Consider the following 26395-nt stretch of genomic DNA (forward strand, 5'->3'; position numbering starts at 1 on the left):
GCGGGAGTCAGGCAGCATGGCGCAGCAGTATCAACCGGGGCAACGCTGGATTAGTGACAGCGAAGCAGAGCTGGGGTTAGGCACCGTTCTGGCACAGGACGGCCGCTTGTTGACCGTGCTCTATCCGGCCACTGGCGACACTCGTCAGTATGCGCTACGGAATGCGCCCCTCACTCGTGTGAGGTTTTCGCCGGGTGACTCCATCACCCATTTCGAAGGCTGGAAAATGACCGTACAGGAAGTCGACGACGTCGACGGCCTGCTGGTCTACCACGGCCTCAATGGGCAGAACGAGCAGGTTACCCTGCCGGAAACCCAACTCTCGAACTTCATCCAGTTCCGACTGGCCAGCGACCGTCTGTTCGCCGGCCAGATCGACCCGCTGGCCTGGTTCTCCCTGCGCTACCACACGCTTGAACACACTAGCCGCCAATTGCAGTCCTCGCTCTGGGGTCTGGGCGGCGTGCGTGCGCAACCGATCGCGCACCAGCTGCACATCGCCCGTGAAGTCGCCGACCGTATCGCGCCACGGGTATTGCTGGCGGACGAAGTGGGCCTGGGTAAAACCATCGAAGCCGGCCTGGTGATTCATCGCCAGTTGCTGTCGGGCCGCGCCAACCGCGTGCTGATCCTGGTCCCGGAAAACCTGCAGCATCAGTGGCTGGTGGAAATGCGCCGCCGCTTCAACCTGCAGGTTGCACTGTTCGACGAAGAACGCTTTATCGAAAGCGATGCTGCCAACCCGTTCGAAGACACCCAGCTTGCGCTGGTGGCGCTGGAGTGGCTGGTTGACGACGAGAAGGCCCAGGACGCGCTGTTCGCGGCCGGCTGGGACTTGCTGGTGGTCGACGAAGCGCACCACCTGGTGTGGCACGAAGAGAAAGCCAGCCCTGAGTACTCGCTGGTCGAGCAACTGGCCGAAGTCATTCCCGGCGTTCTGCTGCTGACCGCCACCCCGGAGCAACTGGGCCAGGACAGCCACTTCGCGCGCCTGCGCCTGCTGGACCCGAACCGCTTCCACGACCTGCACGCCTTCCGCGCCGAAAGCGAGAACTATCGCCCGGTGGCCGAGGCCGTGCAGGAGCTGCTGGACAAGGGCCGCCTGTCGCCGACCGCACACAAGACTATCCAGGGTTTCCTCGGTGACGAAGGTGAAGCGCTGCTCACCGCCGTCAACGATGGCGACACCGAAGCCAGCGCACGCCTGGTACGTGAGTTGCTCGACCGCCACGGCACCGGCCGCGTGCTGTTCCGTAATACCCGTGCCGCCGTGCAAGGGTTCCCGGAACGCAAGCTGCACGCCTACCCGCTGCCGAACCCGGACGAATACCTCGAGTTGCCGCTGGGCGAACACGCCGAGTTGTACCCGGAAGTCAGCTTCCAGTCGCAGCCGGACATTGAGGAAGAAAACCGCTGGTGGCGCTTCGACCCGCGCGTCGAGTGGCTGATCGACCAGCTGAAAATGCTCAAGCGCACCAAAGTGCTGGTGATCTGCGCCCACGCCGAAACCGCCATGGACCTGGAAGACGCCCTGCGCGTACGCTCCGGCATCCCGGCCACGGTGTTCCACGAGGGCATGAACATCCTCGAACGTGACCGCGCTGCCGCTTACTTTGCCGATGAAGAATTTGGCGCCCAGGTGCTGATCTGCTCCGAAATCGGCAGTGAAGGCCGCAACTTCCAGTTCTCCCACCACCTGGTGCTGTTCGACCTGCCGTCCCACCCCGACCTGCTGGAACAGCGGATCGGCCGTCTGGACCGAATCGGCCAGAAGCATGTGATCGAACTGCACGTGCCATACCTGGAAACCAGCCCGCAAGAGCGTCTGTTCCAGTGGTACCACGAGGCGCTGAACGCGTTCCTCAATACCTGCCCGACCGGTAACGCCTTGCAGCATCAGTTCGGCCCACGCCTGCTGCCGCTGCTGGAAAACGCCGACGACGGCGAGTGGCAAGCCCTGATCGACGAAGCCCGTGCCGAACGCGAGCGCCTGGAGCAAGAGCTGCACACCGGTCGCGACCGCTTGCTGGAGCTCAACTCCGGCGGTGCGGGTGAAGGCGATGCACTGGTGGAAGACATCCTTGAGCAAGACGATCAGTTCGCCCTGCCGATCTATATGGAAACCCTGTTCGACGCGTTCGGCATCGACAGCGAAGACCATTCGGAAAACGCACTGATCCTCAAGCCCAGCGAAAAAATGCTCGACGCCAGCTTCCCGCTGGGTGACGACGAAGGTGTGACCATCACCTACGACCGTAACCAGGCGCTGTCGCGCGAAGACATGCAGTTCATCACCTGGGAACACCCAATGGTGCAGGGCGGCATGGACCTGGTGCTGTCCGGTTCCATGGGCAACACCGCCGTGGCGCTGATCAAGAACAAGGCGCTCAAGCCGGGCACCGTGTTGCTGGAACTGCTCTACGTCAGTGAAGTGGTTGCGCCGCGCTCGCTGCAACTGGGCCGCTACCTGCCACCAGCCGCCTTGCGCTGCCTGCTGGATGCCAATGGCAATGACTTGTCCGGCCGCGTGTCGTTTGAAACCCTGAACGACCAACTGGAAAGCGTGCCACGCGCCAGCGCCAACAAGTTCGTGCAGGCCCAGCGCGATCAGCTGACGCCGCGCATCAACGCCGGCGAAGAAAAGATCACCCCGCGCCACGCCGAGCGTGTGGCCGAGGCGAAGCGCCGCCTGGCAGCGGATACCGACGAAGAGCTGGCGCGCCTGACCGCGCTGCAAGCGGTCAACCCGACCGTACGCGACAGCGAACTGGTTGCCCTGCGCCAGCAACGCGAGCAAGGCCTGGCCATGCTCGACAAAGCGGCGCTGCGACTGGAAGCGATTCGGGTGTTGGTGGCGGGTTGATGACCGCCCTGCCCTGCTAAAAAGAAGGCCCGCGCAATGCGGGCCTTTTGCATGCTTTTGAGAATATCGTTGCCTTTAAGGGCCTCTTCGCGAGCAAGCCCGCTCCCACATTATTCGGTGATCGACTTGGCAACTCGGTCAAAGATGGGAGCGGGCTTGCCTGCGAGGGCGTCACCTCGGCGTCAGGCCGTAGCCGCAGCAGCCGGCACCTCCACCGCCCCCAGCCCATCCTTCATCCGCTTGGCATCACGCACAAAACTGCGCGACGCCTGGAACAGAAACAGCATGGTCAAGAACAGCGCCACCGGAATCAGGTACATGGCGTCGTGCAAGCCCACAGCCTTATAAGCCTCAGTCATCTGCGCAGCCCCATCGGCATACATCGCCGAATGAGCAAAGTGATCAGAAAGCCCGCCCACCACCACCGGCCCCATGCCACCACCCAGCAAATACAACCCGGCAAAGAACAACGCCATCGCCGTGGCGCGCAGGCGCGGTTCGACCACGTCCTGAATCGCCGTGTACACGCAGGTGTAGAAGTTATAAGCGAACAACCAGCCCACACTGAACAGCGCCACAAACACACCAATCTCGATGCGCCCGGCATGCAAGGCCCAGGCGGTGGTGACGGTGGAGATGATCAGGCTGCACGCCGCGAACAGCAGTCGGCCATTGGCCACGCGCTGATGGATCTTGTCGGCAATCCAGCCGCCCAGCGTCAGGCCCACCAAGCCGGTCAAGCCGACGATCACCCCGGTGGCAACCGCGGCGTCCTGCAATGGCATCAGGAAGTAGCGCTGCAGCATTGGCACCAGGAACGAGTTGCACGCATAGGTGGCGAAGTTGAAACACAGCCCGGCCAACACCAGCCAGAGGAAGGTCGGCACTGCCAGCACGCGGCGGATCGGACGGTCGACGCGTTCCTGGGAGACCTGCACGGTTTCTGCGGCGCCGCGTTTGGGCTCTTTGATATAGAACATGAATACCGCCAGGATCATTCCCGGCACGGCGGCGATAAAGAACGGCGCGCGCCAGCTGTCGAACGCCTTGACCATCGCGCCAATGGTGAAGAATGCCAGCAGCAGCCCTAAAGGCAGGCCCAGCATGAAAATGCCCATGGCCCGGGCGCGCCGGTGGGCGGGAAACAGGTCGCCAATCAGCGAGTTGGCCGCCGGTGCATAGCTGGCTTCGCCAATGCCGATGCCCATGCGCACCAGCAGGAAGGTCCAGAAACTGCCGACCATGCCGTTGATCGCCGTCAACCCGCTCCAGGCGAACAGGCCCCAGCCCATCAGTTTGCTGCGTGAGCCCGTATCGGCCATGCGTCCCAGCGGCAGGCCGGCGATGGCGTAGACAATGGTGAAGGCAGTGCCGATGATTCCGAGCTGAAAGTCGCTCAGGTGCCACTCCATGCGGATCGGCTCGATGATGATGGCGGGAATAGTGCGATCGAAGAAATTGAACAGGTTGGCGAGGAACAGCAGGAACAGAATGCGCCAGGCATTCGCCGCTTGGGTCGAGTTCTGCATGGGTCCGTCTCTTTTATTGTTATGAGAGCTGCGATGCCCGATGCATCCTGCTCAGGTATCTGCAACATAGTCAGGCAGGCGGCCGTTGTCTGTAATGATTCGTAAAGCTGATAGGGCGTAATTTCGCTCGGACCTTCACCCGGAACTGCGGGGGTTTTCCTACGAAAATATAAGTGCTCACCCCCCTTCCCAACCGCCATGGCAAGATTAGAATGGCGAGCCTTCCTGTAACACCCCATCCTACTTTTCTTATCGATGACGCCCATGTCCGAAGCCAGTCCGTGTCTGAGTTGCGGTGCCTGCTGTTCATACTTTCGTGTGTCTTTCTTCTGGGGAGAGTGCGCCTCATCGGGGGGCACGGTGCCCGATGATTTGGTGGTTCAGATCAATCCCACACGCGTGGCGATGATCGGTACCGACCAGAAACCCGCGCGTTGCTGCAGCCTTGAAGGGGAAGTCGGCAAAGGCACCCGCTGCACAATCTATGAGCAACGGTCGAGCCCCTGCCGCGAGTTCGACGCGTCGTGGAGCCAGGGCGAGCAAAACGTCGACTGCGATTCAGCACGTGCCGCCTTTGGCTTGCCGCCATTGGAAGCGCCTTTCGAGCTGGAACTGCCCATCAGCGCTTAGCAGCAAACGCTATGACCGGCATGCCAAAATCATTGTAGTCAAAGTGCCATTATCCCTGGCAATTCCCGCGAGGCTTCTATACTGGAGTTCATAGGCCATTGCTCAAGGCAATGACGTACTGACTTTGACGGGACATGCTATGGAATGGCTAGGTATGTATTTTTTTACCGACCTTCCAGAGAACGGGCACTTATTACTCAATTGCAGTCATAACCCCTTTCTGGTGTTGCTGGCCTACCTGGTCGCTTGCGCGGCCGGGTTCGGTACGTTGGACATGGCTGAACGTGTCGGCCATGTAGAGGACCCTACTGCCCGCCGCCATTGGCGCTGGCTCGGTGCAGGTTGCCTCGCGGGCGGTATCTGGTCGACTCACTTCATCAGCATGCTGGCTTTCCAGGCACCTATTGCCATTCATTACGAATTGATCATGACGTTCGCCTCGCTGGTGATCGCCTTGATTGCCTCGTTGTTTGCCATGCAAACCCTCAGTCATGCCCACCTGCGGTTTCAGCAGTATTTACTGGCGTCGGTGTGGATGGGGCTCGGTATCGCCTTGATGCACTATGTGGGCATGTCGGCCATGCGCTCTCAGGCCCAAGTGTATTTCGAGCCGGGGCTGTTCTTGGCATCGGTCGCCATTGCCATTGGGGCCAGCCTGACCGCATTGCTGCTGTCGTGCTACCTGCGCAACGGCGCCGGCGTTTTCCACCAATTGCTCAAGTACGCTGCGAGCCTGGTGCTGGGCGCCGGGATCCTGAGCATGCACTTCACCGGCATGGCCGCTATGCAAATGCTGGTGCCCAGCGGGGCCGACCTCGCGTTACCGCTGGACAACAACCCCATTCAACTTGGCCTGTCAGTGGCGGTTATCACCCTTTTGGTGATCGGCAGCAGCGTCAGTGCCGCCCTGGCGGACAAAAAGCTGCAGCACAAGGAACGCGACCTGCGCCGGGTCAACGCCCTGCTCAGCGAACTCGACCAGGCCCGTGCCTCACTGCAACAGGTTGCCCATTACGACGCGTTGACCAGTCTGCTCAACCGCCGGGGGTTCAACCAGATTTTCGCTGAGAAAGTCGCTGAAAAAACGGCCAATAACGGCATGATGGCGGTGATATTCCTCGATATCGACCACTTTAAGCGTATCAATGACAGCCTGGGTCATGACGCCGGCGATCAGCTGTTAACGGTATTGGCCGGGCATATCAAAGGCTCGGTACGCAGCCACGAAGACGTGGTCGCACGGTTTGGTGGGGACGAATTCTGCATTTTGATCAATATTCACCACCGCGACGAAGCGCGGCACATGGCGCAGCGGATCATGCAGAAGATGAAGGAGCCGGTCGAACTCGCCGGTCGGCGCATGGTAATGACCACCAGCATCGGCATCAGCCTGTTTCCCGAAGACGGCCTGACCTGCGAAGAGCTGCTGAAAACCGCCGACTTGGCGCTGTACCAGTCCAAGGACGCCGGGCGCAACAACCTCAACTTCTTCAGCTCCAACCTTAAGACCCGTGCTTTCCTTGAGCTGCAACTGGAAGAGGAATTGCGCGCAGCCCTGCGTAGCCGCAACGAGTTGGTGCTGTTTTATCAACCGATCTTCGACATGAAACTCGGCAAGGTCACTCGCCTGGAAGCCCTGGTGCGCTGGCAACATCCGCAACACGGGCTGCTGGCCCCGGACCGGTTTATCGACATCGCCGAAAGCAATGGATTGATCGCCGAACTGGACCACTGGGTGTTGCGTCAGGCCTGCCATGATTTAAGCCTGCTGACCGACCGGGGCTACAGTGAACTGACCATGGCAGTGAACTGCTCGGCCCTCAACCTGACCCGTGACGAGTTGGCAGATGAAATCGAAGCAGCCCTGCGCTTCGCCGGAATTGCCGCCAACCGCCTGGAACTGGAAGTCACCGAAAACGCGCTGATGGGCAATATCAGCAGCACGCTCGCGCTGTTGCGGCAAATTCGTGCCTTGGGGGTTTCGCTCGCCATCGATGATTTTGGCACCGGCTACTCATCGCTGGCTTACCTCAAGCGCCTACCGATCAATACCTTGAAGATCGACCGTTCATTTATCCAGGACATTCCCAAGTCCACCGCCGATATCGAGATCGTCCAGGCGATTATCGGCATGGCCCACACCCTGCACCTGCAGGTGGTCACCGAAGGCGTGGAAACCCAGGCACAGTTCGAACTGCTGCTCAAACATGGCGGTGACTTCATTCAGGGCTACCTGCTGAGTCCGGCGGTCCCCTTCAGCGACATCGTCGGCGTAATCCAGGGCATCCAGATGCACAACCCGCTCTACCCTTTCAGCGTGGAAGGCAACAAAGAGGCCCCTGTGCCGAAAGCCCCCACTACTCCAGCCCGTATCACCCCTACGTCGACTGTAAGGCCAATTCGCTGACGCCGATTCTTTGGCATTTCGCCATCATTTGACTAAAGAACGCCGACGAACGGCCGATTCATCAGAGTCCGGCCACGATTCCCCCTTGAAAAACCAGGGTTAAACCCGACGGTCCCGGACTCAGACGCACTGTAAAGTCGCGAACTCTCATTCAATGATGGCTCCTTGATTTTTTAGCCATCTGTCCAGGTACATGGCGCCCAATGACTTCCAAAAATAACTCTGCCACCGAGATCCTTGACGTGTTGCCGACAGCTCCTGCGGAAAAATCCTCAGGTTCCAAGTCATTGAGCAGCGCCCGCCCGCTGGCCACCCAGCAGTACTTGTACTTCACCGAAACCAATACCGACCGCATCCTCGATAACCTCGACGGCCTGCGCGACATGGTGTTCCCGCGCCCGCCCCAGCAAGAAGGTGACGGCGACCCGCGCAACGAGCAGGAATTTCCCTCGGTGTGCCTGATCGGCCTGGGCCGCTGCGGTTCGAACATCGCGCTGGACGTGGCGGAGTTGGTGTACAACGCGCGCAAGTTCTACCTGAACGAATTCAGCACGGAAGACAAATCGGCGGACAAGGGCTATAGCCCGGCCCAATGGATCCGAAACAACCTGCGCCTGGGCGGCGGCAAGGCCACCAAGCCGGTGTTCCTGGTGGAACCGCTGGTGATGCTGGGTGACCTGGACAAGGACATCGCCGGGCGCATTCGTTTTTCGCGCAAGGGCGAAAAAAGCGGTTTCCTGCGCGACTACAGCAAGATGAAAATAATGGACCTCTCGGAAGTCCATGCCGGTGGCGCCGGTAACGCGCCGATCCTGGGCCAGTACCTGGCCAAGATCATCCTCAATAAAGACACCCAGCGTTTTTCCAGCCCTGACTGGAAGATGATTCACTCGTACCTGATCGACTCCTGCGGCATCAAGGCCAACCAGTCGCGCCTGTACTTCTCGATCTTCAGCGCCGGCGGCGGTACGGGTTCGGGCATGGCCTCGGAGTTTGGCCTGGCCCAGCAGCACTCGTACATGAACAAGACGTTCGACACCAAACCCGCCGACGAGCACGACAGCAAGAGCGGCCACGCGTTTGTCTTCGAGCCGATCTTCACCAGCGGCATCTGTGTGCTGCCGAATATCTCCGATCACCGCAGCGAAATGTCCGAGGCCTTGCACATCAACGCTGGGCGGTTGTTGTGCAAATACCTGTCGGAAGAATGGGACTTCTCTTACAACTTCGACAATGAAGACAGCAGCGAAGCCAGTGTGAAGGGACGTATCCGGCCATGGAACGCAATGATGCTGATCTCCAACGACATCATGCGTTACGCCGAGGAGAGCGATGACGGCAATATCCAGAACATTGACGTCAATGCCATGGAAAAACACGCCAACCAGTACATCTCCCAGCAGATCTTCAACATCCTCACTGCGCAGGCGGTGACGACCGATTACGACCAGAACTACTTCCGGCGTGCCGGTATCGACATTGGCGAAACCATCCGCCTGGATGCCAACGACCTGTTTATGAGCCTGGCAGGACCGGTAGCGATTGCCTATGCCGAGTCCGTGGTGCCGGAAACCCCGGTGCCGTCGAATGACAAGTTCAAGGTGTTCGATAAAGAACCACAGCGGCTGAATATCGATGACTTGTTTTTCCGCTCCATCGACCTGCCGCACTTCAACAAAGTGACCCAGGCCATCGAAGGCATCAGCCTGTTGCCGATCGAGTCAAAGCGCTACAAGGCATCACTGGAGCAATACAAGAATTCCGGCTACGACGCAGCCGCCCTGCATGACCTGCACTTCTTCAAGAACTGCTCGTCGGTGGTGTCGATTGTGTCCTTGCCCAAGGACTACAAGCTGTCCTACATGGACTTGAACCGGCTCAAGACGCACCTCAATAGCCTGTTTCCCAACACCACGCTCAAGCGTTATGCGCTGGTGATCGGGGCGTCGGCCAACTTGTCGCTGACAACGCTGATCGCCAAGAGCCCGTGCCTGTCGGATGACTTCCTGACGTTGATCGTGGCCTTTATCAAGCGTTGCTTTGCGCGTAACCCGTACCGGTTTGATGACACGCTGGATAATTCGATCCTGGACTTCATCATCCATGAGGACTTCGATGAAGACCGGATTGATGAGCTGCTCAACGAGTTCGAAAACCCGGCGAAGATTCTGGACACCAACTGGTACGCGATCAAACCGATGTATGAGAAGAAGTATCGGGAGTTGATCAACGACAAGGATAAGTTTGTGTCGATCAATGACATTCGCCTGTCACGGGATTGTGTGAAGAAGGCGATCAAGTATTTGCGTGAGATTTATCGTCACCGGATTGGCAAGACCAAGGTGATTTCGTTGAACAACCATACTGGCAAGACTGCCTAGACCGGGTCGCGCCCTTCGCGAGCAAGCTCGCTCCCACATTTTGACCGTATTCCTACAGGAAATACCCGGTACAAATGTGGGTGTGGGCTTGCTCGCGAAAGCGCTCTGCCAGCCACCGCAAACCTGCAACTTTGCCACACCCGGAAACAATTCCCCCGGCCTTGCGCCACTCACAAAACTGTTCCCGTGACGCGCACGTCACCCTTACCTGTGACCTTTCTCTACGGCAAGATGCCATCACGGCGCTTGCGGTTACTCCGCTACACACTTCTACAGGCTGAAACCGCGCACCTTTTTCGTGCAGAGCCTTCTTACGCTGCCCTTTCCTGGATCAAAATCCACGGCGAAACCACCACCGCCCATAAGCCCGGATCCCGCTCCACCAGGTCCAATGCCCGCGTCGCAGACACTTCGCCAAGGCTCCCCGCAGCCAGCCACGCAGCGACTTTCTCACGGTTATCCTCGGCCATTCCCTCGGCCGCTTCGATCAAATCCAGGTCGGCGTCGACCCACAATAGGGCACCCTTGGCAAAGAACGGTTCAAGCTCCTTCCAGGAAATTTCGGCGGTTTCGCCGAGCAGCTTGGCATAGAGGGTGCTAGGTTCTTGCGTCATGGGAATTCACCTGAAGTAAAAATCGGCGCAATCATAACGTCCGGGCTCAGGCAGAAAAACCCAGTTGCAAATGAGGCATCGATAGAAAGTGTCAGAAAAGCCAAGGATTGCCCGAGACTCTGGCATAACCCCGCCGCAATTCTGTCTTTTTCTTTCATTTAAGCGACATACCCGGGTTTTGCCCCCAGCAGCCAGCTTTTCAAGCGATCAACCGGCGCTCTACACTGTACCGGTACAGTTGCCAGGGAATGCCGGGGGGATATCCGAGATATCTGATCCGGTTCTGCAGCTCACAAGGCCGCTAGAACTATAAAAAATACAACAGTAAGAGTGGAGCACTATGAATAAGGCTACTAAGCAGATTTCCAAACTGTTTGCCGCTATGGTCCTGGCTGGGGTTGCCGGCCATTCGTTCGCAGCTGACACCATCAAGATCGGCATCGCCGGCCCTAAAACCGGTCCTGTAACGCAATATGGCGACATGCAGTTCATGGGTGCCAAGCAGGCGATTGCCGACATCAACGCCAAGGGCGGCGTCGATGGCAAAATGCTCGAAGCCAAAGAATACGACGACGCTTGCGATCCTAAACAAGCCGTGGCCGTAGCCAACAAAGTGGTCAACGACGGCGTCAAGTTCGTAGTCGGTCACCTCTGCTCCAGCTCCACTCAGCCAGCGTCCGACATTTATGAAGACGAAGGCGTGATCATGATTACCCCGGCTGCCACCAGCCCGGAAATCACTTCCCGTGGCTACAAGCTGATTTTCCGCACCATCGGCCTGGACAGCGCCCAGGGTCCTGCAGCAGGCAACTACATCGCCGACCACGTGAAGCCGAAAGTGGTTGCGGTCATTCACGACAAGCAGCAGTACGGTGAAGGCATCGCCACCGCCGTTAAACAGACCCTCGAAAAGAAAGGCGTGAAAGTTGCTCTCTTCGAAGGCATCAACGCTGGCGACAAAGACTTCGGCTCGCTCATCCAGAAGCTCAAGCAAGCCAACGTCGACTTCGTCTACTACGGCGGCTACCACCCTGAACTGGGCCTGATCCTGCGCCAAGCCAAGGAAAAAGGCGTGAACGCCAAGTTCATGGGCCCTGAAGGCGTCGGCAACGACTCCATCTCGCAAATCGCCCAGGGCGCTTCCGAAGGCCTGCTGGTGACCCTGCCGAAGTCTTTCGACACCGATCCTGCCAACAAGGCAATCGTTGAAGAGTTCACCAAGAACAAGCAGGACCCAACCGGTCCGTTCGTGTTCCCAGCGTACTCGGCTGTTGAAGTGATCGCCGGTGGTATCGCTGCCGCTAAGAGCGAAGACACCGCCAAAGTGGCTGCTGCCATCCACGCCGGTACTTTCAAGACCCCAACGGGCGACCTGAGCTTTGACGCCAAGGGCGACCTGAAGGACTTTAAGTTCGTGGTCTACGAATGGCACTTCGGCAAACCAAAAACCGAAGTTTCCCCTCAGTAAGCCAGGCGTTACTGGTCAACAAGCCCACTGTGCAAGCAGTGGGCTTTGTTTTACGAGGTTTATGGGCCTGACACCCGCGATCCGGGCGCTGGCTCACCTGAAAATCTTAAAACCGTCACCAGCGGTTCGCTGGCAAACGCTTCGTGCAACCTGCTCATAGAACAGGGCACCGAGCCGGAAATGACTCCACCAGTGAAATGCGTATCGGGTTTTTAGGAGCGCTGTAATGCCTGAGATCTATCATTTTTTCCAAACGCTGGTTAACGGCATGACCGTTGGTAGCACCTATGCCTTGATAGCCATTGGCTACACAATGGTTTACGGCATCATTGGAATGATTAACTTCGCCCATGGCGAGGTGTACATGATTGGTTCCTACGTGGCCTTCATCGCCCTTGCCGGGCTGGCCATGATGGGTATCCATTCCCTGCCGCTGTTGATGACCGCTGCGTTCCTTGCATCGATCATCGTGACCAGTGCCTATGGCTACAGTATCGAGCGTGTTGCCTACCGTCCCTTGCGTGGCAGCAACCGTTTGATCCCGCTGATTTCCGCCATCGGCATGTCGATTTTCCTGCAGAACACCGTATTGCTGTCCCAGGACTCCAAGGATAAGTCCATTCCCAACCTGATCCCGGGGAGCTTCTCCTTCGGCCCAGGTGGCGCACAAGAAGTGCTGATTTCGTACATGCAGATCCTGGTCTTCGTCGTCACCCTGGTGGCCATGCTGGGCCTGACCCTGTTCATCTCCCGCTCCCGTCTGGGGCGCGCCTGCCGGGCTTGCGCCGAAGACATCAAGATGGCCAACCTGCTGGGCATCAACACCAACAACATCATCGCCCTGACCTTCGTAATCGGTGCCGCGCTGGCGGCCGTCGCGGCTGTGCTGCTGAGCATGCAGTACGGCGTGATCAACCCCAACGCCGGTTTCCTGGTAGGCCTCAAGGCCTTTACCGCGGCGGTCCTGGGCGGCATCGGCAGTATCCCGGGCGCGATGCTCGGCGGGCTGGTGCTGGGTGTGGCTGAAGCCTTCGGCGCCGATATCTTCGGCGACCAATACAAGGACGTCGTGGCGTTCGGCCTCTTGGTTCTGGTGCTGTTGTTCCGTCCGACCGGCATTCTGGGCCGTCCGGAGGTTGAGAAAGTATGAGCAGATATCTTAAATCGGCGTTTTTCAGCGCCTTGCTGGTATGGGCCGTGGCCTTTCCGGTACTCGGGCTCAAGCTGAGCATCGTCGGCATCAACCTGGAAGTGCATGGCACCGGTCCCGTGACCCTGACCATCATTGCCCTGTGCTCGGTGCTGATGTTCCTGCGCGTGCTGTTCACCCAGCAGGTCGGTGCTTTGTTCAAGGGCAACCGTGGCCCGTTGGTGTCGCCCAAGGTCAGCCAATTCCTGACCCTGCCGCGCACCCAGCGCTACATCATCATCGGCCTGATCGTGGCTGCGTTGATCTGGCCGTTCTTCGGTTCCCGTGGTGCGGTGGATATCGCAACGTTGATCCTGATCTACGTGTTGCTGGGCCTGGGCCTGAACATCGTAGTCGGCCTGGCCGGCCTGCTCGACCTGGGCTACGTGGGCTTCTACGCCGTGGGTGCCTATACCTACGCGTTGCTGTCGCACTACCTGGGCTGGGGCTTCTGGATCTGCCTGCCACTGGCCGGTATGGCGGCGGCCACGTTTGGCTTCCTGCTGGGCTTTCCGGTGTTGCGCTTGCGCGGTGACTATTTGGCGATCGTGACCCTGGGCTTCGGTGAAATCATCCGACTGTTCCTGCGCAACCTCACCGACATCACTGGCGGCCCCAACGGTATCAGCAGCATCCCCAAGCCGACGTTCTTCGGATTGTCCTTCGACCGCACCGCAGCCGAAGGCATGCAGACCTTCCACGAGTACTTCGGGATCGACTACAACCCGGTGAGCAAAGTGGTGTTCCTGTACCTGGTGGCGTTGTTGCTGGCACTGGCGGCACTGTTCGTGATCAACCGTTTGTTGCGCATGCCGATTGGCCGTGCGTGGGAAGCGTTGCGCGAAGACGAAATCGCCTGCCGTGCGTTAGGCATGAACCCCACCGTCATCAAACTCTCGGCATTCACCCTCGGGGCAACATTCGCCGGTTTCGCTGGCAGCTTCTTCGCCGCTCGCCAAGGTTTGGTGACCCCGGAGTCGTTCACCTTTATCGAGTCGGCGATCATCCTCGCCATCGTGGTACTGGGTGGCATGGGCTCGCAACTGGGTGTGATCCTGGCGGCGATCGTGATGATCCTGCTGCCGGAAATGATGCGTGAGTTCAGCGAATACCGCATGTTGATGTTCGGCGCCATGATGGTGCTGATGATGATCTGGCGTCCTCAAGGCCTGCTGCCCATGCAACGTCCACACATGGAGCTGCGCAAATGAGCCGCGAGATCCTGAAAGTCGAAAACTTGAGCATGCGCTTCGGCGGCTTGCTGGCGGTCAACGGCGTGGCCCTGACCGTAAAAGAGAAACAAGTGGTGGCGCTGATCGGCCCGAACGGCGCCGGCAAGACCACGGTGTTCAACTGCCTCACCGGCTTCTACAAGCCGAGCGGTGGCAGCATCCTGCTGGACGGCCAGCCGATCCAGGGCCTGGCCGGTCACGAGATCGCCCGCAAGGGCGTGGTGCGCACCTTCCAGAACGTACGGTTATTCAAGGACATGACAGCGGTCGAGAACCTGCTGATTGCCCAACACCGTCACTTGAACACCAACTTCTTTGCAGGCCTGTTCAAGACCCCGGCGTTCCGCAAAAGCGAGCGCGAAGCCATGGAGTACGCCGAGTACTGGCTGGACAAGGTCAACCTCACCGAGTTTGCCAACCGTCCTGCTGGCACCCTGGCCTATGGTCAGCAACGTCGTCTGGAAATCGCCCGCTGCATGATGACCCGCCCGCGGATCCTCATGCTCGACGAACCGGCCGCTGGCCTGAACCCCAAGGAAACCGAAGACCTCAAGGCGCTGATCAGTGTGTTGCGTGAGGAAAACAACGCCACGGTGCTGTTGATTGAACACGACATGAAACTGGTCATGAGCATTTCCGACCACATCGTAGTGATCAATCAGGGCACGCCGCTGGCCAACGGGACGCCGGAACAGATCCGCGACAATCCCGAAGTGATCAAAGCCTATTTGGGGGAAGCGTAAAATGCTGCAATTCGAAAACGTTTCCACTTTCTACGGCAAGATCCAGGCGCTGCACAGCGTCAACGTGGAAGTGCGCCAAGGTGAAATCGTCACGCTGATCGGCGCCAACGGTGCCGGCAAGTCGACCTTGCTGATGACCCTGTGCGGTTCGCCGCAGGCCCACAGCGGCAGCATCCGCTACATGGGTGAAGAACTGGTGGGCCAGGCCTCCTCCGAGATCATGCGCAAGAGCATTGCCGTGGTGCCCGAAGGCCGCCGTGTGTTCTCGCGCCTGACCGTGGAAGAGAACCTGGCCATGGGCGGGTTCTTTACCGACAAGGGCGACTACCAAGAGCAGATGGACAAGGTGCTGCACCTGTTCCCCAGGCTCAAGGAGCGCTTCAGCCAGCGCGGCGGTACCATGTCCGGCGGCGAGCAGCAAATGCTCGCCATCGGCCGGGCGCTGATGAGCAAGCCCAAGCTATTGCTGCTGGACGAGCCTTCACTGGGACTGGCACCGATCATCATCCAGCAGATCTTCGATATCATCGAACAACTGCGCAAGGACGGTGTGACGGTATTCCTGGTGGAGCAGAACGCCAACCAGGCGCTGAAAATCGCCGACCGCGCCTACGTGCTGGAAAACGGCCGGGTGGTGATGCAGGGCACCGGGGAGCAATTGCTGACGGATCCGAAGGTGCGTGAAGCCTATCTCGGTGGCTGAGCCATTGAGGTAACAAAAAAACGGCCTTCGGGCCGTTTTTTTTATCGCGGTTCAAAGCGTCGCGACCAACTCCCCCTTACTCGCGCGCTGGCCTGCCAGCATCAATGCCCCGCCCAATAGCAACAAGCCCGCCGCCAGGAAGATATACGCGCCGTACACATCCAGCGGCGCGTCGAAATAGGCTATGACACGCTGTGCCACATTTAACGTCTGAGAGCACACCAGCGTACCGGTTAATGAGGCGATGGCCAGCACCGGCGTGACCGTTGCGGACACACGCCCCATGTAACCTTCCGGCACGTCTTCCTGGAGCATCGGCCCTTGCACAATCGCAAACACCGAGAAGAACAACCCACAGCTGAACATCAGCGCCCAGGCCAAGTAAAACGGCGGATGCAGCGAATATGCCAGGTAGCTGAACCCCATGCACAGCAACGCAAGGGTAAAGGCCTGGCGCGTGCTCAATGACTTCAACACCGGCCGGACCAGCGCGGCAGCAATCAACCCGCCGACAGGGAACGCCGCGAGAATCAGGCCGTATTCATAAGGGCTCAAGCCCAAGGTTTTGAATGCATACAAGGACAATGCGACGTTATTGACCCCCAAGGAAAACCCGTATAACGCCACACCGATCAACAACGTCCTAATCGAGGCGTGCCCCCAGGAAAACCGTAGCCCTGCGAGCACTCCATGCCAGAAGGGCAGCCGCTGTTGCTCGGCCAGCAAGGTCCGGCGCAGGCCCTGGGTAGACGCTATGCACAGGGCCGAACAGGCAAAAGCCAGCACATTGATCAGCAGTGCCAGGGCGGGGCCCACCCACACAAATAATGCCGGCCCAAGGGACGCCGACAACACTGAAATGCCCGTCAGGGAAAACATCGCCTTGGCCGATGCCTCAACACGTCGTGCCGAAGGGATGACCACTTGCATGATCGCCTGGCGTGACGGGTTGAAAAACTGTGCAGCCGTGCTGTTCACCAACAACAAGAGCAGAACGCCGACGAGCACTTGCATCGGGTCCAGCCCGGCCAGTGAATAGATCACGAAAAAGATCAGGAAGTTGAGCACCCGAATCCCATCCGCCGCGATCATCACGTACAGCGGGGCCATCCGATCGACCCAAGCCCCGGCCAGTGGGGCCACCAATACACGCGGAATAGCAGAGGCCGCCACCGCCAGGCCTACAGCCGTCGGCAAGAACGCACTGTCGTGAAACAAGTCAGTCACCAGCCACACAATGACGGTGCTCTCGAAAACGAACTCGCCAAACGATGAGAGGGCTTGCCCCAGCCACAAGAATGAGAAATTTCTGCTGATGAAAAAATCTGCAAAGCGGTTCTTCACAGCCACATTACCTTATTGGTCGTAAATACGTTCAAAGGACTCGAGCAACCACTGGGCACAGGACTTGACGGGTTCGGACATACCGAATCTGGCAGCGATTTCGAGGGCCGCCATCGCATTCTTGTTACCTTTAACCGCTTCCCCAATAGCGGTCAGATCCCGCCAATGCTCCCAGGATGGATCAAAGGGAATAAGCGGCGGATGCCTGTCCCGCCAGTAAAACCCCCAGGTCCGCCACCCTTCGTAGAACGTCTGCCAATCCTGGGTCAACAGCGGCTTGGCAAAATTACTGAGTGCCAAAGGCTCAGCGAGCGGCTGAAACCGTGCCTCGATACTGCAACGCCAACCTTTGCCGGTATTGGTCGCCCCCCCGTGCGGGGTAAACGTATTGAACAGCAGTACATCACCCGGACGTAATGCGAAGACGTTTTTTGCGCCCAGCACGTCGGGGCAGACTTGCCATCCTGATGGGTTGAGTGCCAGCTCGAGCGGTAACAGGGTTTCACCTGGTTTTTTGTTGTAAACCGGCAGCGATCCCGACCGCTCATCGACATTAAAAAAGGGTGCCCACAGGGTGACCTGCTGGCCACTGCCCTGCAATTCCGGAAAGTCCTGGTGAACGCCCGGTGAGGAGTGCATGGAAGAATCCAAGGGTGCCAAACCGCGCACCCATTTGATCGGATGAACGAACACCTCATCGGTGTCGAAGAGCAGCTTCATCACCTCAATCACCTTGGGCGCTTGAAAGAGTTCTTCGGTCAATTCGCTGCGCATGACGTCGACAAACTTCAGAAAGTCCGGATCAGCTTGCTCTGGTTCCTTGAAGCGCGGCTGGCCAATCTCGGTGAAACCATCGGTTATTCGATGCTTGCGCAATTGTTGGATTACTTTTTCAGCGAGCAGTGCCAATTTCTGGCGATCGAGTAACTCGCGAACAACGACATAACCCTCTCGCTCGTAGGCGTCCTTCAGCGGCGAAAGTCCGTTCATTTTTGCAACTCCTTGCAACGCACTCAGCCTGGAAAAACCAGCCGGATGGCATAAAGAACATCCCTTTCTTCCGTCAGGCGCAGCATATTTGACGCTGTTTCTTCGTGTACAGCCGGCGTCATTCTCGCCGCCAGCCCTTGATGCTGCCCCTCCAACAACAGGGCATGCCCTACACGCCCTACATCCAGCAACGCTTTGGCGTAGGCAATATCAGGATCGCCGAATGCTGCAACAGCAAATTGCCAATTGATCCCAAGTAACACCGTAATGCCTTTGCCCCCGGCCCATCCTTGGCCCTGAATGATCTTGGCGACCACCTCGCTGTCACTGGCGAACTGAAATTTTTTTGTCAGCCGCTGTAACGCATGGCGGTGCCCCAACTCTAGAGGGGTAAGCAAGCAAAAACGCTTCCTTACCCAACCTCACTGCTGGAGTTACACCATGACTACTAAATCCCGTTCGCTGTCCGCCGCCGCCCTCGTTCTGGCCCTGGGTTCGGCCCTGAGCCTGTCCGCCCTTACAAGCACCGCGCACGCCGCCGATGACATGCAGAAATGCTTTGGTGTCGCCGAAGCCGGCAAGAACGATTGTGCTGCAGGCGCCGGCACCTCCTGCGCGGGTACTTCCAAAGTCAAAGACCAGGCCAACGCCTGGAAACTGGTCCCAGCCGGCACCTGTACCAAAACCCCAAGCGCCACCTCGCCGACCGGTTTCGGCCAGGAAGCTGCCTTCACCGCCAAGTCCTGAAACAGCCCTCAGCCTGAGTAATGATGATGACGCTTTCCCCCCAACACACGGTCTCACCTGCTCAGGCGCCCGGCCTCCCTTACAGGGCCGGGCTGGGGTTGAAGAACGAGCACTTCATCGAAGTGCTCGAGACCTCACCCGACATCGGCTTTTTTGAAGTGCACGCCGAAAACTACATGGTGGCCGGCGGCCCGTTCCATCACTACCTGGGTTTGATCCGCGAGCAGTACCCACTGTCGTTGCACGGCGTGGGCCTGTCCATCGGCGGCGAAGGCCCGTTGAACCGTGAGCACCTGGCACGGTTGGCCACGCTGATCGAACGCTATCAACCCCACTCTTTTTCCGAACACCTGGCCTGGTCCAGCCATGGCCCGGTGTTTCTCAACGACTTGCTGCCCCTGGCTTACGATGCCGCCACCCTGAAACGGGTGTGCGAACACATCGATCAGGTGCAAAGCACCCTCAAGCAGCCGATGCTGCTGGAGAATCCGTCGACCTATCTGCAATTCCAACGCTCGACCCTGGACGAGACAGACTTCATCAGCGAGATCATCCGCCGCACCGGTTGCGGCCTGCTGCTGGACGTCAACAACGTCTATGTGTCGTGCATCAATCACCAGCGAGATCCACTTTCCTACATTGACGCACTGCCTTTGCGCGCCGTGGGAGAGATTCATCTGGCCGGGTTTGCCGAAGACACAGACAGCCTGGGCGATCGCCTGCTGATCGATGACCATGGCGCACCCATCGATAACGCCGTGTGGCAGTTATACGAACAGGTACTCGCGCGTACCGGCCCGGTGGCCACGCTGATTGAGCGCGATAACCAAGTGCCGGCCTTCAGCGTACTGCACGCTGAAGCCCAACACGCCGACTGGCATCTGTCGCAGGTGAACAACCCATGAGCCATCAAGCAGCATTTGCCAGTGCCCTGCTCGCACCCGACCCGATCTGCCCCGATGGCCTGTTCAGCAGCAATGGCGCCGATCCGGCCAGCCGCTTTGCGGTGTATCGCAACAATGTCCACAGCGCGTTAATCAATGCGCTGGTGACGGCCTATCCGGTCACGTTGCAATTGGTCGGCGAGGCATTCTTTCGCGCCATGGCCACCCTTTATGTGCAGGCCTGCCCGCCCAACAGCCCACTGATCAGTGAATACGGCAGCAGCTTTGCCGACTTTATCCAGGGCTTCGAGCCGGCTGCCAGCGTGCCCTACCTGGCCGATGTCGCGCGCCTGGAACGCTTGCGGGTGTGCGCTTACCACGCGGCGGACATTGAGCCACTGCAACAACAGACCTTGTTGCAGGCACTGCAAGCCCAAACCCATGTGGGCGAACTACGCCTGCAACTGCACCCCTCCCTCGCCACCTTGAACTCCGCCTACGCGATTGTCGCCATCTGGGCCGCGCACCAGACCGAGGGTGCCATTGCCAGCTTGAATGCCTGGCACGCCCAAAGTGCCTTGGTGTTACGCCAGGGGCTGGCCGTCAAGGTATTCGCCATAGACGCGGGTTCGGTCGCGTTCATCAACAGCCTCAACCACGGCGCTGGCCTGGAAATGGCTGTGACCCAGGCCCTGGAAGCCTCCAGCGAATTCGACCTGAACCAGTGCCTGACCCTGCTGATCAGCTACGACGCCATCACTCATTTGCACACAGAACAAAAGGTATCGCCATGAACACATCCCCTTCGTGCCTGGTAAAACGGGTCATCGCGCTTTTCGAGAAAATCCCCTACAGCCTGATCGCCTTTCTCGCGCGGTTTTCGATTGCAGCAGTTTTCTGGAAGTCCGGGCAGACCAAAGTCGAAGGCTTTGCCATCGACCTGATCAGCGGCACCTTCCAACTGGGCGAACCACGACTCGCCGCCTCCACCCTGCCGCTGTTTCGCAGTGAATATCACGTGCCTCTGCTGTCGCCGGAAGTGGCCGCGCACATGGCCGCCTTTGCCGAGCACTTTTTTCCGGTGTTGATTCTGGTGGGGTTTGCCACACGCTTCTCGGCCCTGGCCCTGATCGGCATGACCCTGACCATTCAACTCTTTGTCTACCCGGACGCCTACCCGACCCACGGCACCTGGATCGCCTTGCTGCTACTGCTGGTCGCCAAAGGCCCGGGGCGCCTGTCGATCGATCACCTGATAGCACGTCGCTACCATTAAAGCCGGTCCAACGCTTCACCGCTGCGTTTGAACCAATCCACCAGGTAATCGGCGAGCACCTGAGTGCGGCGCGGCAAGCCACCCTGATACGGGTGAACCAGATACATCGGCATGCTGCGCGTCTGATAATCGCGCAGGAGCCAGCGCAATCGGCCGTCAGCCAGTTCCGCAGGTAAAACGTAGGACGGCAGGCGGGCGATGCCGGCGCCCACCAGTGCGGCTTTTTTCAACAGGTTGTAGTGGTTGGAAGCAAATGTGCCGCTGACCCGCACACGCAGCAGGTCGTGTTGCTGGTGGTACAGCCATTCTTCACGCCCGCTGTAGTGACTGTTCAGCAGGCAGGTATGGGCTGCCAGGTCCGCCGGGGTCAGCGGCTCGCCGTGCTGTTCCAGATAAGCCGGGCTGGCGCACGTCATCTCATGCCAGGCCAGCAATGGCTTGGCCACCAGGCGGTCGTTTTCGATGGCCCCCATGCGCACGCCCAAATCAAAGCCATCCCGCGCCAGATCCCGGTAGCTGTTGCTCAATTCCAGTTCGATCTGCACCTGCGGGTACTGCTTGGAAAACTCCAGCAGCAAACCATCGAAGAAGGTTTCCCCCAACGACACCGGAACCGTCATACGCACCGGCCCGGCCAGATCGTCCTTGAGCCGTGCCAATGCCTGTCGGGCGCGCTCCACTTGTACCACCAGCGCCTGGGCCTGGGGCAACAACGCCGCACCGGCTGCCGTCAGGCTGAGCTTGCGAGTGGTGCGGTGCAGCAACACCACGCAAAACCGCGCTTCCAGTTGGCTGATGCGCTTGGACAACTGGCCCTTGCTGCACCCCAACTGCTCGGCCGCCACGGTGAAACTGCCGGCTTCGATCAGCACGGCAAACGCCGCCAGGTCATCCATATCGCTCATGGATTGTTTCCATTTGAAAACCAAAGGTTGCCTATTAGCACGTTTATCCACCCGAAAAGCCACACTAGACTGAAACCTCACTTACCCCTGGAGGAACAGCACGATGAAAATCCTATTGATTGGTGCCAGCGGCACGGTCGGCTCGGCCGTCAAGGCAGAACTCGCCCAGCGTCACGACGTGATCAGCATCGGTCGCACCCATGGCGACTTCCAGGTGGACATCAGCGACAGCGCTTCAATCCGCAAGCTATTCGAACAGACCGGCAAGTTCGATGCCCTGGTCTGCGCGGCCGGCAGTGTGAATTTCGTGCCGTTGGGTGACATGAGCGAAACCGATTTTGAACTGGGCCTGCGCGACAAGCTGATGGGCCAGGTCAACCTGCTGTTGATCGGCCGCGAATACGCCAACGACGGCGCCTCGTTCACCTTCACCAGCGGCATTCTCAACCGTGACCCGATCCGCACCGGTGCATCTGCCGCACTGGTCAACGGCGCACTGGATGCATTCGTCAAAGCCGCCGCGATCGAGCTGCCACGGGGCTTGCGCGTCAACTCCGTGAGCCCGACCGTCCTGCTGGAAGCCATGGGCAGCTACGCGCCCTACTTCCGTGGCTACAAACCTGCACCCGGTGCTGATGTGGCGTTGGCCTACGCGAAAAGTGTCGAGGGCTTGCAAACCGGCCAGACCTTTATCGTCGGCTGAACTTTGTGTCTGTCAGAAATTCCTGAAGCCGGCCGACGGGCTTGTGGTGCGGCGTCAGCCTGCGTAACGTGGCGGCAATTGTTTGGAGACCCGATAAATGCGCGCCGCCCGTACCCTTGCTCTGTTTGCCCTGCTGCCCCTGTTCACCGCTTGCCAGATGTTCGAGAGCGAGCCGGCCAAACCGTCGACTGCGGGGCTGACCCGCATGCAGGGTGAATTGACGGCGGTGGCCGGCAAACTGTTGTTCCAGCCTTGCGGCGACAAACGCAACTACGTGGTCAACGACACCGGCGGCACCAGCATCCTGCAGGAGGCCGCCTCCCTGGCCGGCCAACAGGGTGTGCTGTTTGCCGACTTGCGCGGCAAGTTCTCCGGTGTCGCCAGCGGCACACAGGGTTCGGTAGACCTTCAGCAGCTGTATCGAGTAGAGCGCTCGACCTCGGCCTGCAATGACCCGGACTTCAAGCGCATGACCCTGCGTGCCAACGGTCACAAACCCGCCTGGGCGATGAACGTCACCGCCAAGGGCATGGTGCTCGAGCGTGAAGGCCAGCCACCACTGGCGGTGCCCTATGTAGAAGAGCAAATGGGCGACGGCCGCTTTAACCTGATGACGGAAGCCAACAACCAACACATCGAACTGTGGGTGGCGCCGCAACGCTGCATCGACAGCGTCAGCGGCAGCTTGCAACACATGACCGCCGAGTTGCGAGTCAACGGCCAGGTACAACGGGGTTGCGCATCGTTCGGCGGCTCTCGGGACGACTGAATCAGCCCAGCGCTGTTTTAACATGACGAAATACCGCCATTGGGGCTTATAATCGCCGGTTTGCAAAACAGCCGGCCTCTTTTCCCGCCGCCTACCGGATCCCGTCATGTTACGAATCACCGAACTCAAGCTGCCCATCGACCATCCCGAAGAAGACCTGCGGCCTGCCATCGTGCAGCGCCTGGGCATCGCCAGTGATGACCTGCTCGATTTCACCCTGTTCAAACGCAGCTACGACGCCCGTAAAAAATCGTCGGAGCTGTGCTTCATCTACACCATCGACCTGAACGTGAAGGGCGAAGCCGCACTGCTGCTCAAGTTCGCCGATGATCGCAACGTCAACCCGGCACCGGATGTCAGCTACAAGGTGGTGGGCCAGGCGCCGCAAGGCCTGGTTGAACGGCCGATCGTCGTGGGTTTTGGTCCGTGCGGGATCTTCGCCGGGCTGCTGCTAGCGCAGATGGGCTTCAAGCCGATCATCCTCGAACGCGGCAAGGAAGTGCGCCAGCGCACCAAGGACACCTGGGGCCTGTGGCGCAAAAACGTGCTCAACCCGGAGTCCAACGTGCAGTTCGGCGAAGGCGGCGCCGGGACCTTTTCCGACGGCAAGCTCTACAGCCAGATCAAGGACCCGAAATTCCACGGTCGCAAAGTGCTGCACGAGTTCGTCAAAGCCGGTGCGCCGGAAGAAATCCTCTACGTCAGCAAGCCGCACATCGGTACATTCCGCCTGACCGGCGTGGTGGAAAACATGCGCGAGCAGATCATCGCCCTGGGCGGTGAAGTGCGTTTCGAACAGCGGGTCACCGACGTGCTGATCGAAGATGGCCAGTTGAACGGCGTTGTGGTGAATGGCGGTGAGCAGATCCTCTCCAAGCACGTGATCCTCGCCCTCGGCCACAGCGCCCGCGACACGTTCCGCATGCTCCACGGCCGTGGCGTGTACATGGAGGCCAAGCCGTTTTCCGTGGGTTTCCGTATTGAACACCCGCAGTCGCTGATCGACGCGGCGCGCCTGGGCAAATACGCCGGGCACCCAAAGCTCGGCGCTGCCGACTACAAGCTGGTGCACCACGCCAAGAACGGCCGCTCGGTCTACAGCTTCTGCATGTGCCCGGGCGGTACGGTGGTGGCGGCCACTTCCGAGCCCAATCGTGTCGTCACCAACGGCATGAGCCAGTATTCGCGTAACGAACGCAATGCCAACTCCGGCATCGTGGTCGGCATCACACCGGAAGTGGACTACCCAGGTGGCCCGCTGGCCGGCATCGAGTTGCAGGAGCGCCTGGAGTCCCACGCCTACATCCTCGGTGGCAGCAACTACGAGGCACCGGCGCAACTGGTGGGTGATTTCATCGCCGGCAAGCCGTCCACCGCCATCGGCAGCGTGGAGCCGTCCTACAAACCGGGTGTGGCACTCGGTGACCTGGCCCTGGCATTGCCGGACTTCGCCATTGAAGCGATTCGTGAAGCATTGCCGGCGTTCGAGAAACAGATCAAAGGCTACTCGCTGCACGACGCCGTGTTGACCGGTATCGAGACGCGCACCTCGTCACCGCTGCGGATTACTCGCGACGAGTCCATGCAAAGCTTGAACGTGAAAGGCCTGTTCCCGGCGGGTGAAGGCGCTGGTTACGCCGGTGGGATTCTGTCGGCGGGTGTTGACGGAATTCGGATTGCCGAGGCATTGGCGCGGGATATGCTCGGTATAGAGGCCTGACGCAGAATCTGAACAGACTGCAGTTCCAATGTGGGAGCTGGCTTGCCTGCGATGACGGTGGTTCAGTCGATAAATTCGGCGACTGAGACTCTGCGATCGCAGGCAAGCCCGCTCCCACATTGGGTTTTGCGTCGTATCAGATGTTTGCGCGCAGGACGCTCTCCGGCAGCGGTTCGCCCCGTTCGACACTCGCCGCAACGGCCGCGATCAAACCGTCAAGTGCATAGCCCTGCCCCGCCAGCCACGCCTGATCATAGTAAGTGGTGGCATAGCGCTCACCCCCATCACACAAAATCGCCACGATCGACCCCGACTCCCCCGCCGCTTTCATCTGCTGCGCGGCCATCAAGGCGCCGATCAGGTTAGTCCCGCTGGACCCGCCAACCCGCCGCCCCAGCCGTTCGGCCAGGTAATGCATGGCGGCCAGTGACAGCGCGTCCGGCACCTTGACCATCGCATCAATCACCCTGGGCAGAAACGACGCCTCAACCCGTGGCCGGCCGATCCCTTCGATGCGCGAACCGCAATCCAGGCGCAGGCTGGCGTCGCCTGTCTGGTAGTAATCAAAGAACACCGAGCGCTCGGCATCGGCACACAAGACGCGGGTGCAATGCTGGCGATAACGCACATAGCGTCCCAGGGTGGCGGTCGTGCCGCCGGTGCCGGGGCTGGAAATCAACCAACTCGGTTCGGGGTAATGCTCAAAGCGCATCTGCTGGAAGATCGACTCGGCGATGTTGTTGTTCGCCCGCCAGTCCGTGGCCCGCTCGGCGTAGGTGAATTGGTCCATGAAGTGACCGCCACTTTCCTTCGCCAACCGTTCGGACTCGGCGTATATCTGCGTCGGATCATTCACCAGATGGCTCTTGCCACCGTAGAAGGCGATCTGCGCAATCTTCTCCTTCGACGTAGTGGCCGGCATCACCGCAATAAACGGCAGGCCGAGCAAGCGTGCAAAGTACGCTTCGGAGATCGCCGTCGAACCGCTGGACGCCTCGATCACCGGCGCCCCCGGTTTGAGCCAGCCGTTACACAAGGCATACAGGAACAGCGAACGCGCCAGCCGATGCTTGAGGCTGCCGGTGGGGTGGCTGGACTCATCCTTGAAGTACAACTCGATACCCGGCAACCCCGGCAATGGCAAAGGGATCAGGTGTGTGTCGGCGCTGCGCTGAAAGTCCGCCTCAATGATGCGAATGGCTTCACGGGCCCAGTTACGGTGGTCGCTCATAGGGTGCGTCTCTAAAGATTTCAGCCCCAATTTTAGGGGGTTTCCTACACTGCACACAGATACAGTG

23 protein-coding genes are annotated in these 26395 nt (G+C 59.3%); 16 read left to right on the plus strand and 7 right to left on the minus strand.

The features are described 5' to 3' along the window. Positions 1-16: 16 nt before the first annotated feature. Positions 17-2863 (plus strand): RNA polymerase-associated protein RapA, encoded by a 2847-nt coding sequence (gene rapA, locus ACDZ94_RS17810; protein ID WP_432750541.1) that lies wholly within the window; start codon positions 17-19, stop codon positions 2861-2863. A gap of 182 nt (positions 2864-3045) precedes the next feature. On the opposite strand, the gene ACDZ94_RS17815 is transcribed toward rapA, so the two are convergent. Beyond that, positions 3046-4392 (minus strand): spinster family MFS transporter, encoded by a 1347-nt coding sequence (locus tag ACDZ94_RS17815; RefSeq protein ID WP_064451217.1) that lies wholly within the window; start codon positions 4390-4392, stop codon positions 3046-3048. A 264-nt stretch (positions 4393-4656) separates the two neighbouring features. Here ACDZ94_RS17815 and ACDZ94_RS17820 point away from each other — a divergent pair, with 264 nt between their 5' ends. The 3 genes from ACDZ94_RS17820 to ACDZ94_RS17830 all read left to right on the plus strand — a co-directional run bounded on the left by ACDZ94_RS17820 (position 4657) and on the right by ACDZ94_RS17830 (position 9810). Continuing rightward, complete coding sequence (locus tag ACDZ94_RS17820) at positions 4657-5022, plus strand: YkgJ family cysteine cluster protein (RefSeq protein WP_064451216.1); 366 nt, start codon at positions 4657-4659, stop codon at positions 5020-5022. 139 nt (positions 5023-5161) lie between these two features. Further along, positions 5162-7429, plus strand: a complete 2268-nt coding sequence (locus ACDZ94_RS17825) for a putative bifunctional diguanylate cyclase/phosphodiesterase (RefSeq protein WP_432750542.1) — start codon at positions 5162-5164, stop codon at positions 7427-7429. A gap of 203 nt (positions 7430-7632) precedes the next feature. Then, positions 7633-9810 carry a hypothetical protein gene (locus ACDZ94_RS17830; protein WP_432750543.1) on the plus strand — a complete coding sequence of 726 codons (2178 nt, stop codon included), beginning with the start codon at positions 7633-7635 and terminating at the stop codon, positions 9808-9810. A 311-nt stretch (positions 9811-10121) separates the two neighbouring features. Here the strand turns inward: ACDZ94_RS17830 and ACDZ94_RS17835 are convergent, their stop codons facing one another. After that, entirely contained in the window at positions 10122-10424 is a 303-nt protein-coding gene (locus tag ACDZ94_RS17835) for a DUF2288 domain-containing protein (RefSeq protein ID WP_432750544.1), read from the minus strand. A gap of 340 nt (positions 10425-10764) precedes the next feature. Between ACDZ94_RS17835 and ACDZ94_RS17840 the strand changes: the two genes are divergently transcribed. From ACDZ94_RS17840 to ACDZ94_RS17860, 5 genes are all read left to right on the plus strand, one after another. Then, entirely contained in the window at positions 10765-11892 is a 1128-nt protein-coding gene (locus ACDZ94_RS17840) for a branched-chain amino acid ABC transporter substrate-binding protein (protein WP_064451212.1), read from the plus strand. 226 nt (positions 11893-12118) lie between these two features. After that, complete coding sequence (gene livH, locus ACDZ94_RS17845; RefSeq protein ID WP_064451211.1) at positions 12119-13042, plus strand: high-affinity branched-chain amino acid ABC transporter permease LivH; 924 nt, start codon at positions 12119-12121, stop codon at positions 13040-13042. Continuing rightward, the gene (locus ACDZ94_RS17850) at positions 13039-14292 is read left to right on the plus strand and encodes a high-affinity branched-chain amino acid ABC transporter permease LivM (RefSeq protein WP_064451210.1); all 1254 of its coding nucleotides are present in this window, start codon (positions 13039-13041) and stop codon (positions 14290-14292) included. Before livH ends, ACDZ94_RS17850 begins: the two co-directional genes overlap by 4 nt. Continuing rightward, the gene (livG, locus tag ACDZ94_RS17855) at positions 14289-15056 is read left to right on the plus strand and encodes a high-affinity branched-chain amino acid ABC transporter ATP-binding protein LivG (protein ID WP_010212365.1); all 768 of its coding nucleotides are present in this window, start codon (positions 14289-14291) and stop codon (positions 15054-15056) included. The genes ACDZ94_RS17850 and livG overlap by 4 nt, the downstream gene beginning before the upstream one ends. A gap of 1 nt (position 15057) precedes the next feature. After that, positions 15058-15759, plus strand: a complete 702-nt coding sequence (locus tag ACDZ94_RS17860) for an ABC transporter ATP-binding protein (RefSeq protein ID WP_017137209.1) — start codon at positions 15058-15060, stop codon at positions 15757-15759. Between the two features lie 51 nt (positions 15760-15810). Here the strand turns inward: ACDZ94_RS17860 and ACDZ94_RS17865 are convergent, their stop codons facing one another. From ACDZ94_RS17865 to ACDZ94_RS17875, 3 genes are read right to left on the minus strand one after another with little or no spacing between them, the layout of a single operon-like run. Next, positions 15811-17109 carry an MFS transporter gene (locus ACDZ94_RS17865; protein WP_432750545.1) on the minus strand — a complete coding sequence of 433 codons (1299 nt, stop codon included), beginning with the start codon at positions 17107-17109 and terminating at the stop codon, positions 15811-15813. A gap of 6 nt (positions 17110-17115) precedes the next feature. Further along, positions 17116-18093, minus strand: a complete 978-nt coding sequence (locus ACDZ94_RS17870) for a hypothetical protein (protein WP_432750546.1) — start codon at positions 18091-18093, stop codon at positions 17116-17118. Between the two features lie 23 nt (positions 18094-18116). Beyond that, entirely contained in the window at positions 18117-18491 is a 375-nt protein-coding gene (locus ACDZ94_RS17875; protein ID WP_064451206.1) for a hypothetical protein, read from the minus strand. Between the two features lie 43 nt (positions 18492-18534). On the opposite strand from ACDZ94_RS17875, the gene ACDZ94_RS17880 reads away from it, so the two are divergent. Genes ACDZ94_RS17880 through ACDZ94_RS17895 form a run of 4 tightly spaced genes read left to right on the plus strand, consistent with a single transcriptional unit; the run spans position 18535 to position 21000 of the window. Continuing rightward, positions 18535-18840, plus strand: a complete 306-nt coding sequence (locus tag ACDZ94_RS17880) for a BufA1 family periplasmic bufferin-type metallophore (protein ID WP_407016524.1) — start codon at positions 18535-18537, stop codon at positions 18838-18840. Positions 18841-18863: 23 nt separating this feature from the next. Beyond that, positions 18864-19745 carry an MNIO family bufferin maturase gene (bufB, locus tag ACDZ94_RS17885; RefSeq protein ID WP_407016525.1) on the plus strand — a complete coding sequence of 294 codons (882 nt, stop codon included), beginning with the start codon at positions 18864-18866 and terminating at the stop codon, positions 19743-19745. Next, positions 19742-20518: an HvfC/BufC N-terminal domain-containing protein gene (locus ACDZ94_RS17890; RefSeq protein ID WP_407016526.1), complete on the plus strand. Its 777-nt coding sequence runs from the start codon at positions 19742-19744 to the stop codon at positions 20516-20518. Before bufB ends, ACDZ94_RS17890 begins: the two co-directional genes overlap by 4 nt. Beyond that, on the plus strand, positions 20515-21000 hold the full coding sequence (locus ACDZ94_RS17895) for a DoxX family protein (RefSeq protein ID WP_407016527.1): 486 nt from the start codon (positions 20515-20517) through the stop codon (positions 20998-21000). Before ACDZ94_RS17890 ends, ACDZ94_RS17895 begins: the two co-directional genes overlap by 4 nt. On the opposite strand, the gene ACDZ94_RS17900 is transcribed toward ACDZ94_RS17895, so the two are convergent. Beyond that, the gene (locus tag ACDZ94_RS17900; protein WP_432750547.1) at positions 20997-21905 is read right to left on the minus strand and encodes a LysR family transcriptional regulator; all 909 of its coding nucleotides are present in this window, start codon (positions 21903-21905) and stop codon (positions 20997-20999) included. The genes ACDZ94_RS17895 and ACDZ94_RS17900 overlap by 4 nt on opposite strands. A gap of 103 nt (positions 21906-22008) precedes the next feature. Between ACDZ94_RS17900 and ACDZ94_RS17905 the strand changes: the two genes are divergently transcribed. The 3 genes from ACDZ94_RS17905 (at position 22009) to ACDZ94_RS17915 (ending at position 25097) form a co-directional block, all read left to right on the plus strand. Next, positions 22009-22608 carry a short chain dehydrogenase gene (locus tag ACDZ94_RS17905; RefSeq protein ID WP_064451200.1) on the plus strand — a complete coding sequence of 200 codons (600 nt, stop codon included), beginning with the start codon at positions 22009-22011 and terminating at the stop codon, positions 22606-22608. A gap of 97 nt (positions 22609-22705) precedes the next feature. Beyond that, positions 22706-23377, plus strand: coding sequence for a COG3650 family protein (locus ACDZ94_RS17910; protein ID WP_064451199.1), 672 nt, complete (start codon positions 22706-22708; stop codon positions 23375-23377). A 106-nt stretch (positions 23378-23483) separates the two neighbouring features. Beyond that, positions 23484-25097, plus strand: a complete 1614-nt coding sequence (locus ACDZ94_RS17915) for an NAD(P)/FAD-dependent oxidoreductase (protein WP_407016530.1) — start codon at positions 23484-23486, stop codon at positions 25095-25097. 136 nt (positions 25098-25233) lie between these two features. On the opposite strand, the gene ACDZ94_RS17920 is transcribed toward ACDZ94_RS17915, so the two are convergent. Further along, a complete protein-coding gene (locus tag ACDZ94_RS17920; protein ID WP_064451197.1) occupies positions 25234-26328 on the minus strand; it encodes a PLP-dependent cysteine synthase family protein in 1095 nt (364 codons plus the stop codon). Positions 26329-26395: the final 67 nt, after the last annotated feature.

Origin of the sequence: Pseudomonas sp. UBT, from assembly GCF_050915955.1 — a bacterium.
Lineage (GTDB): Bacteria > Pseudomonadota > Gammaproteobacteria > Pseudomonadales > Pseudomonadaceae > Aquipseudomonas > Aquipseudomonas antarctica_A.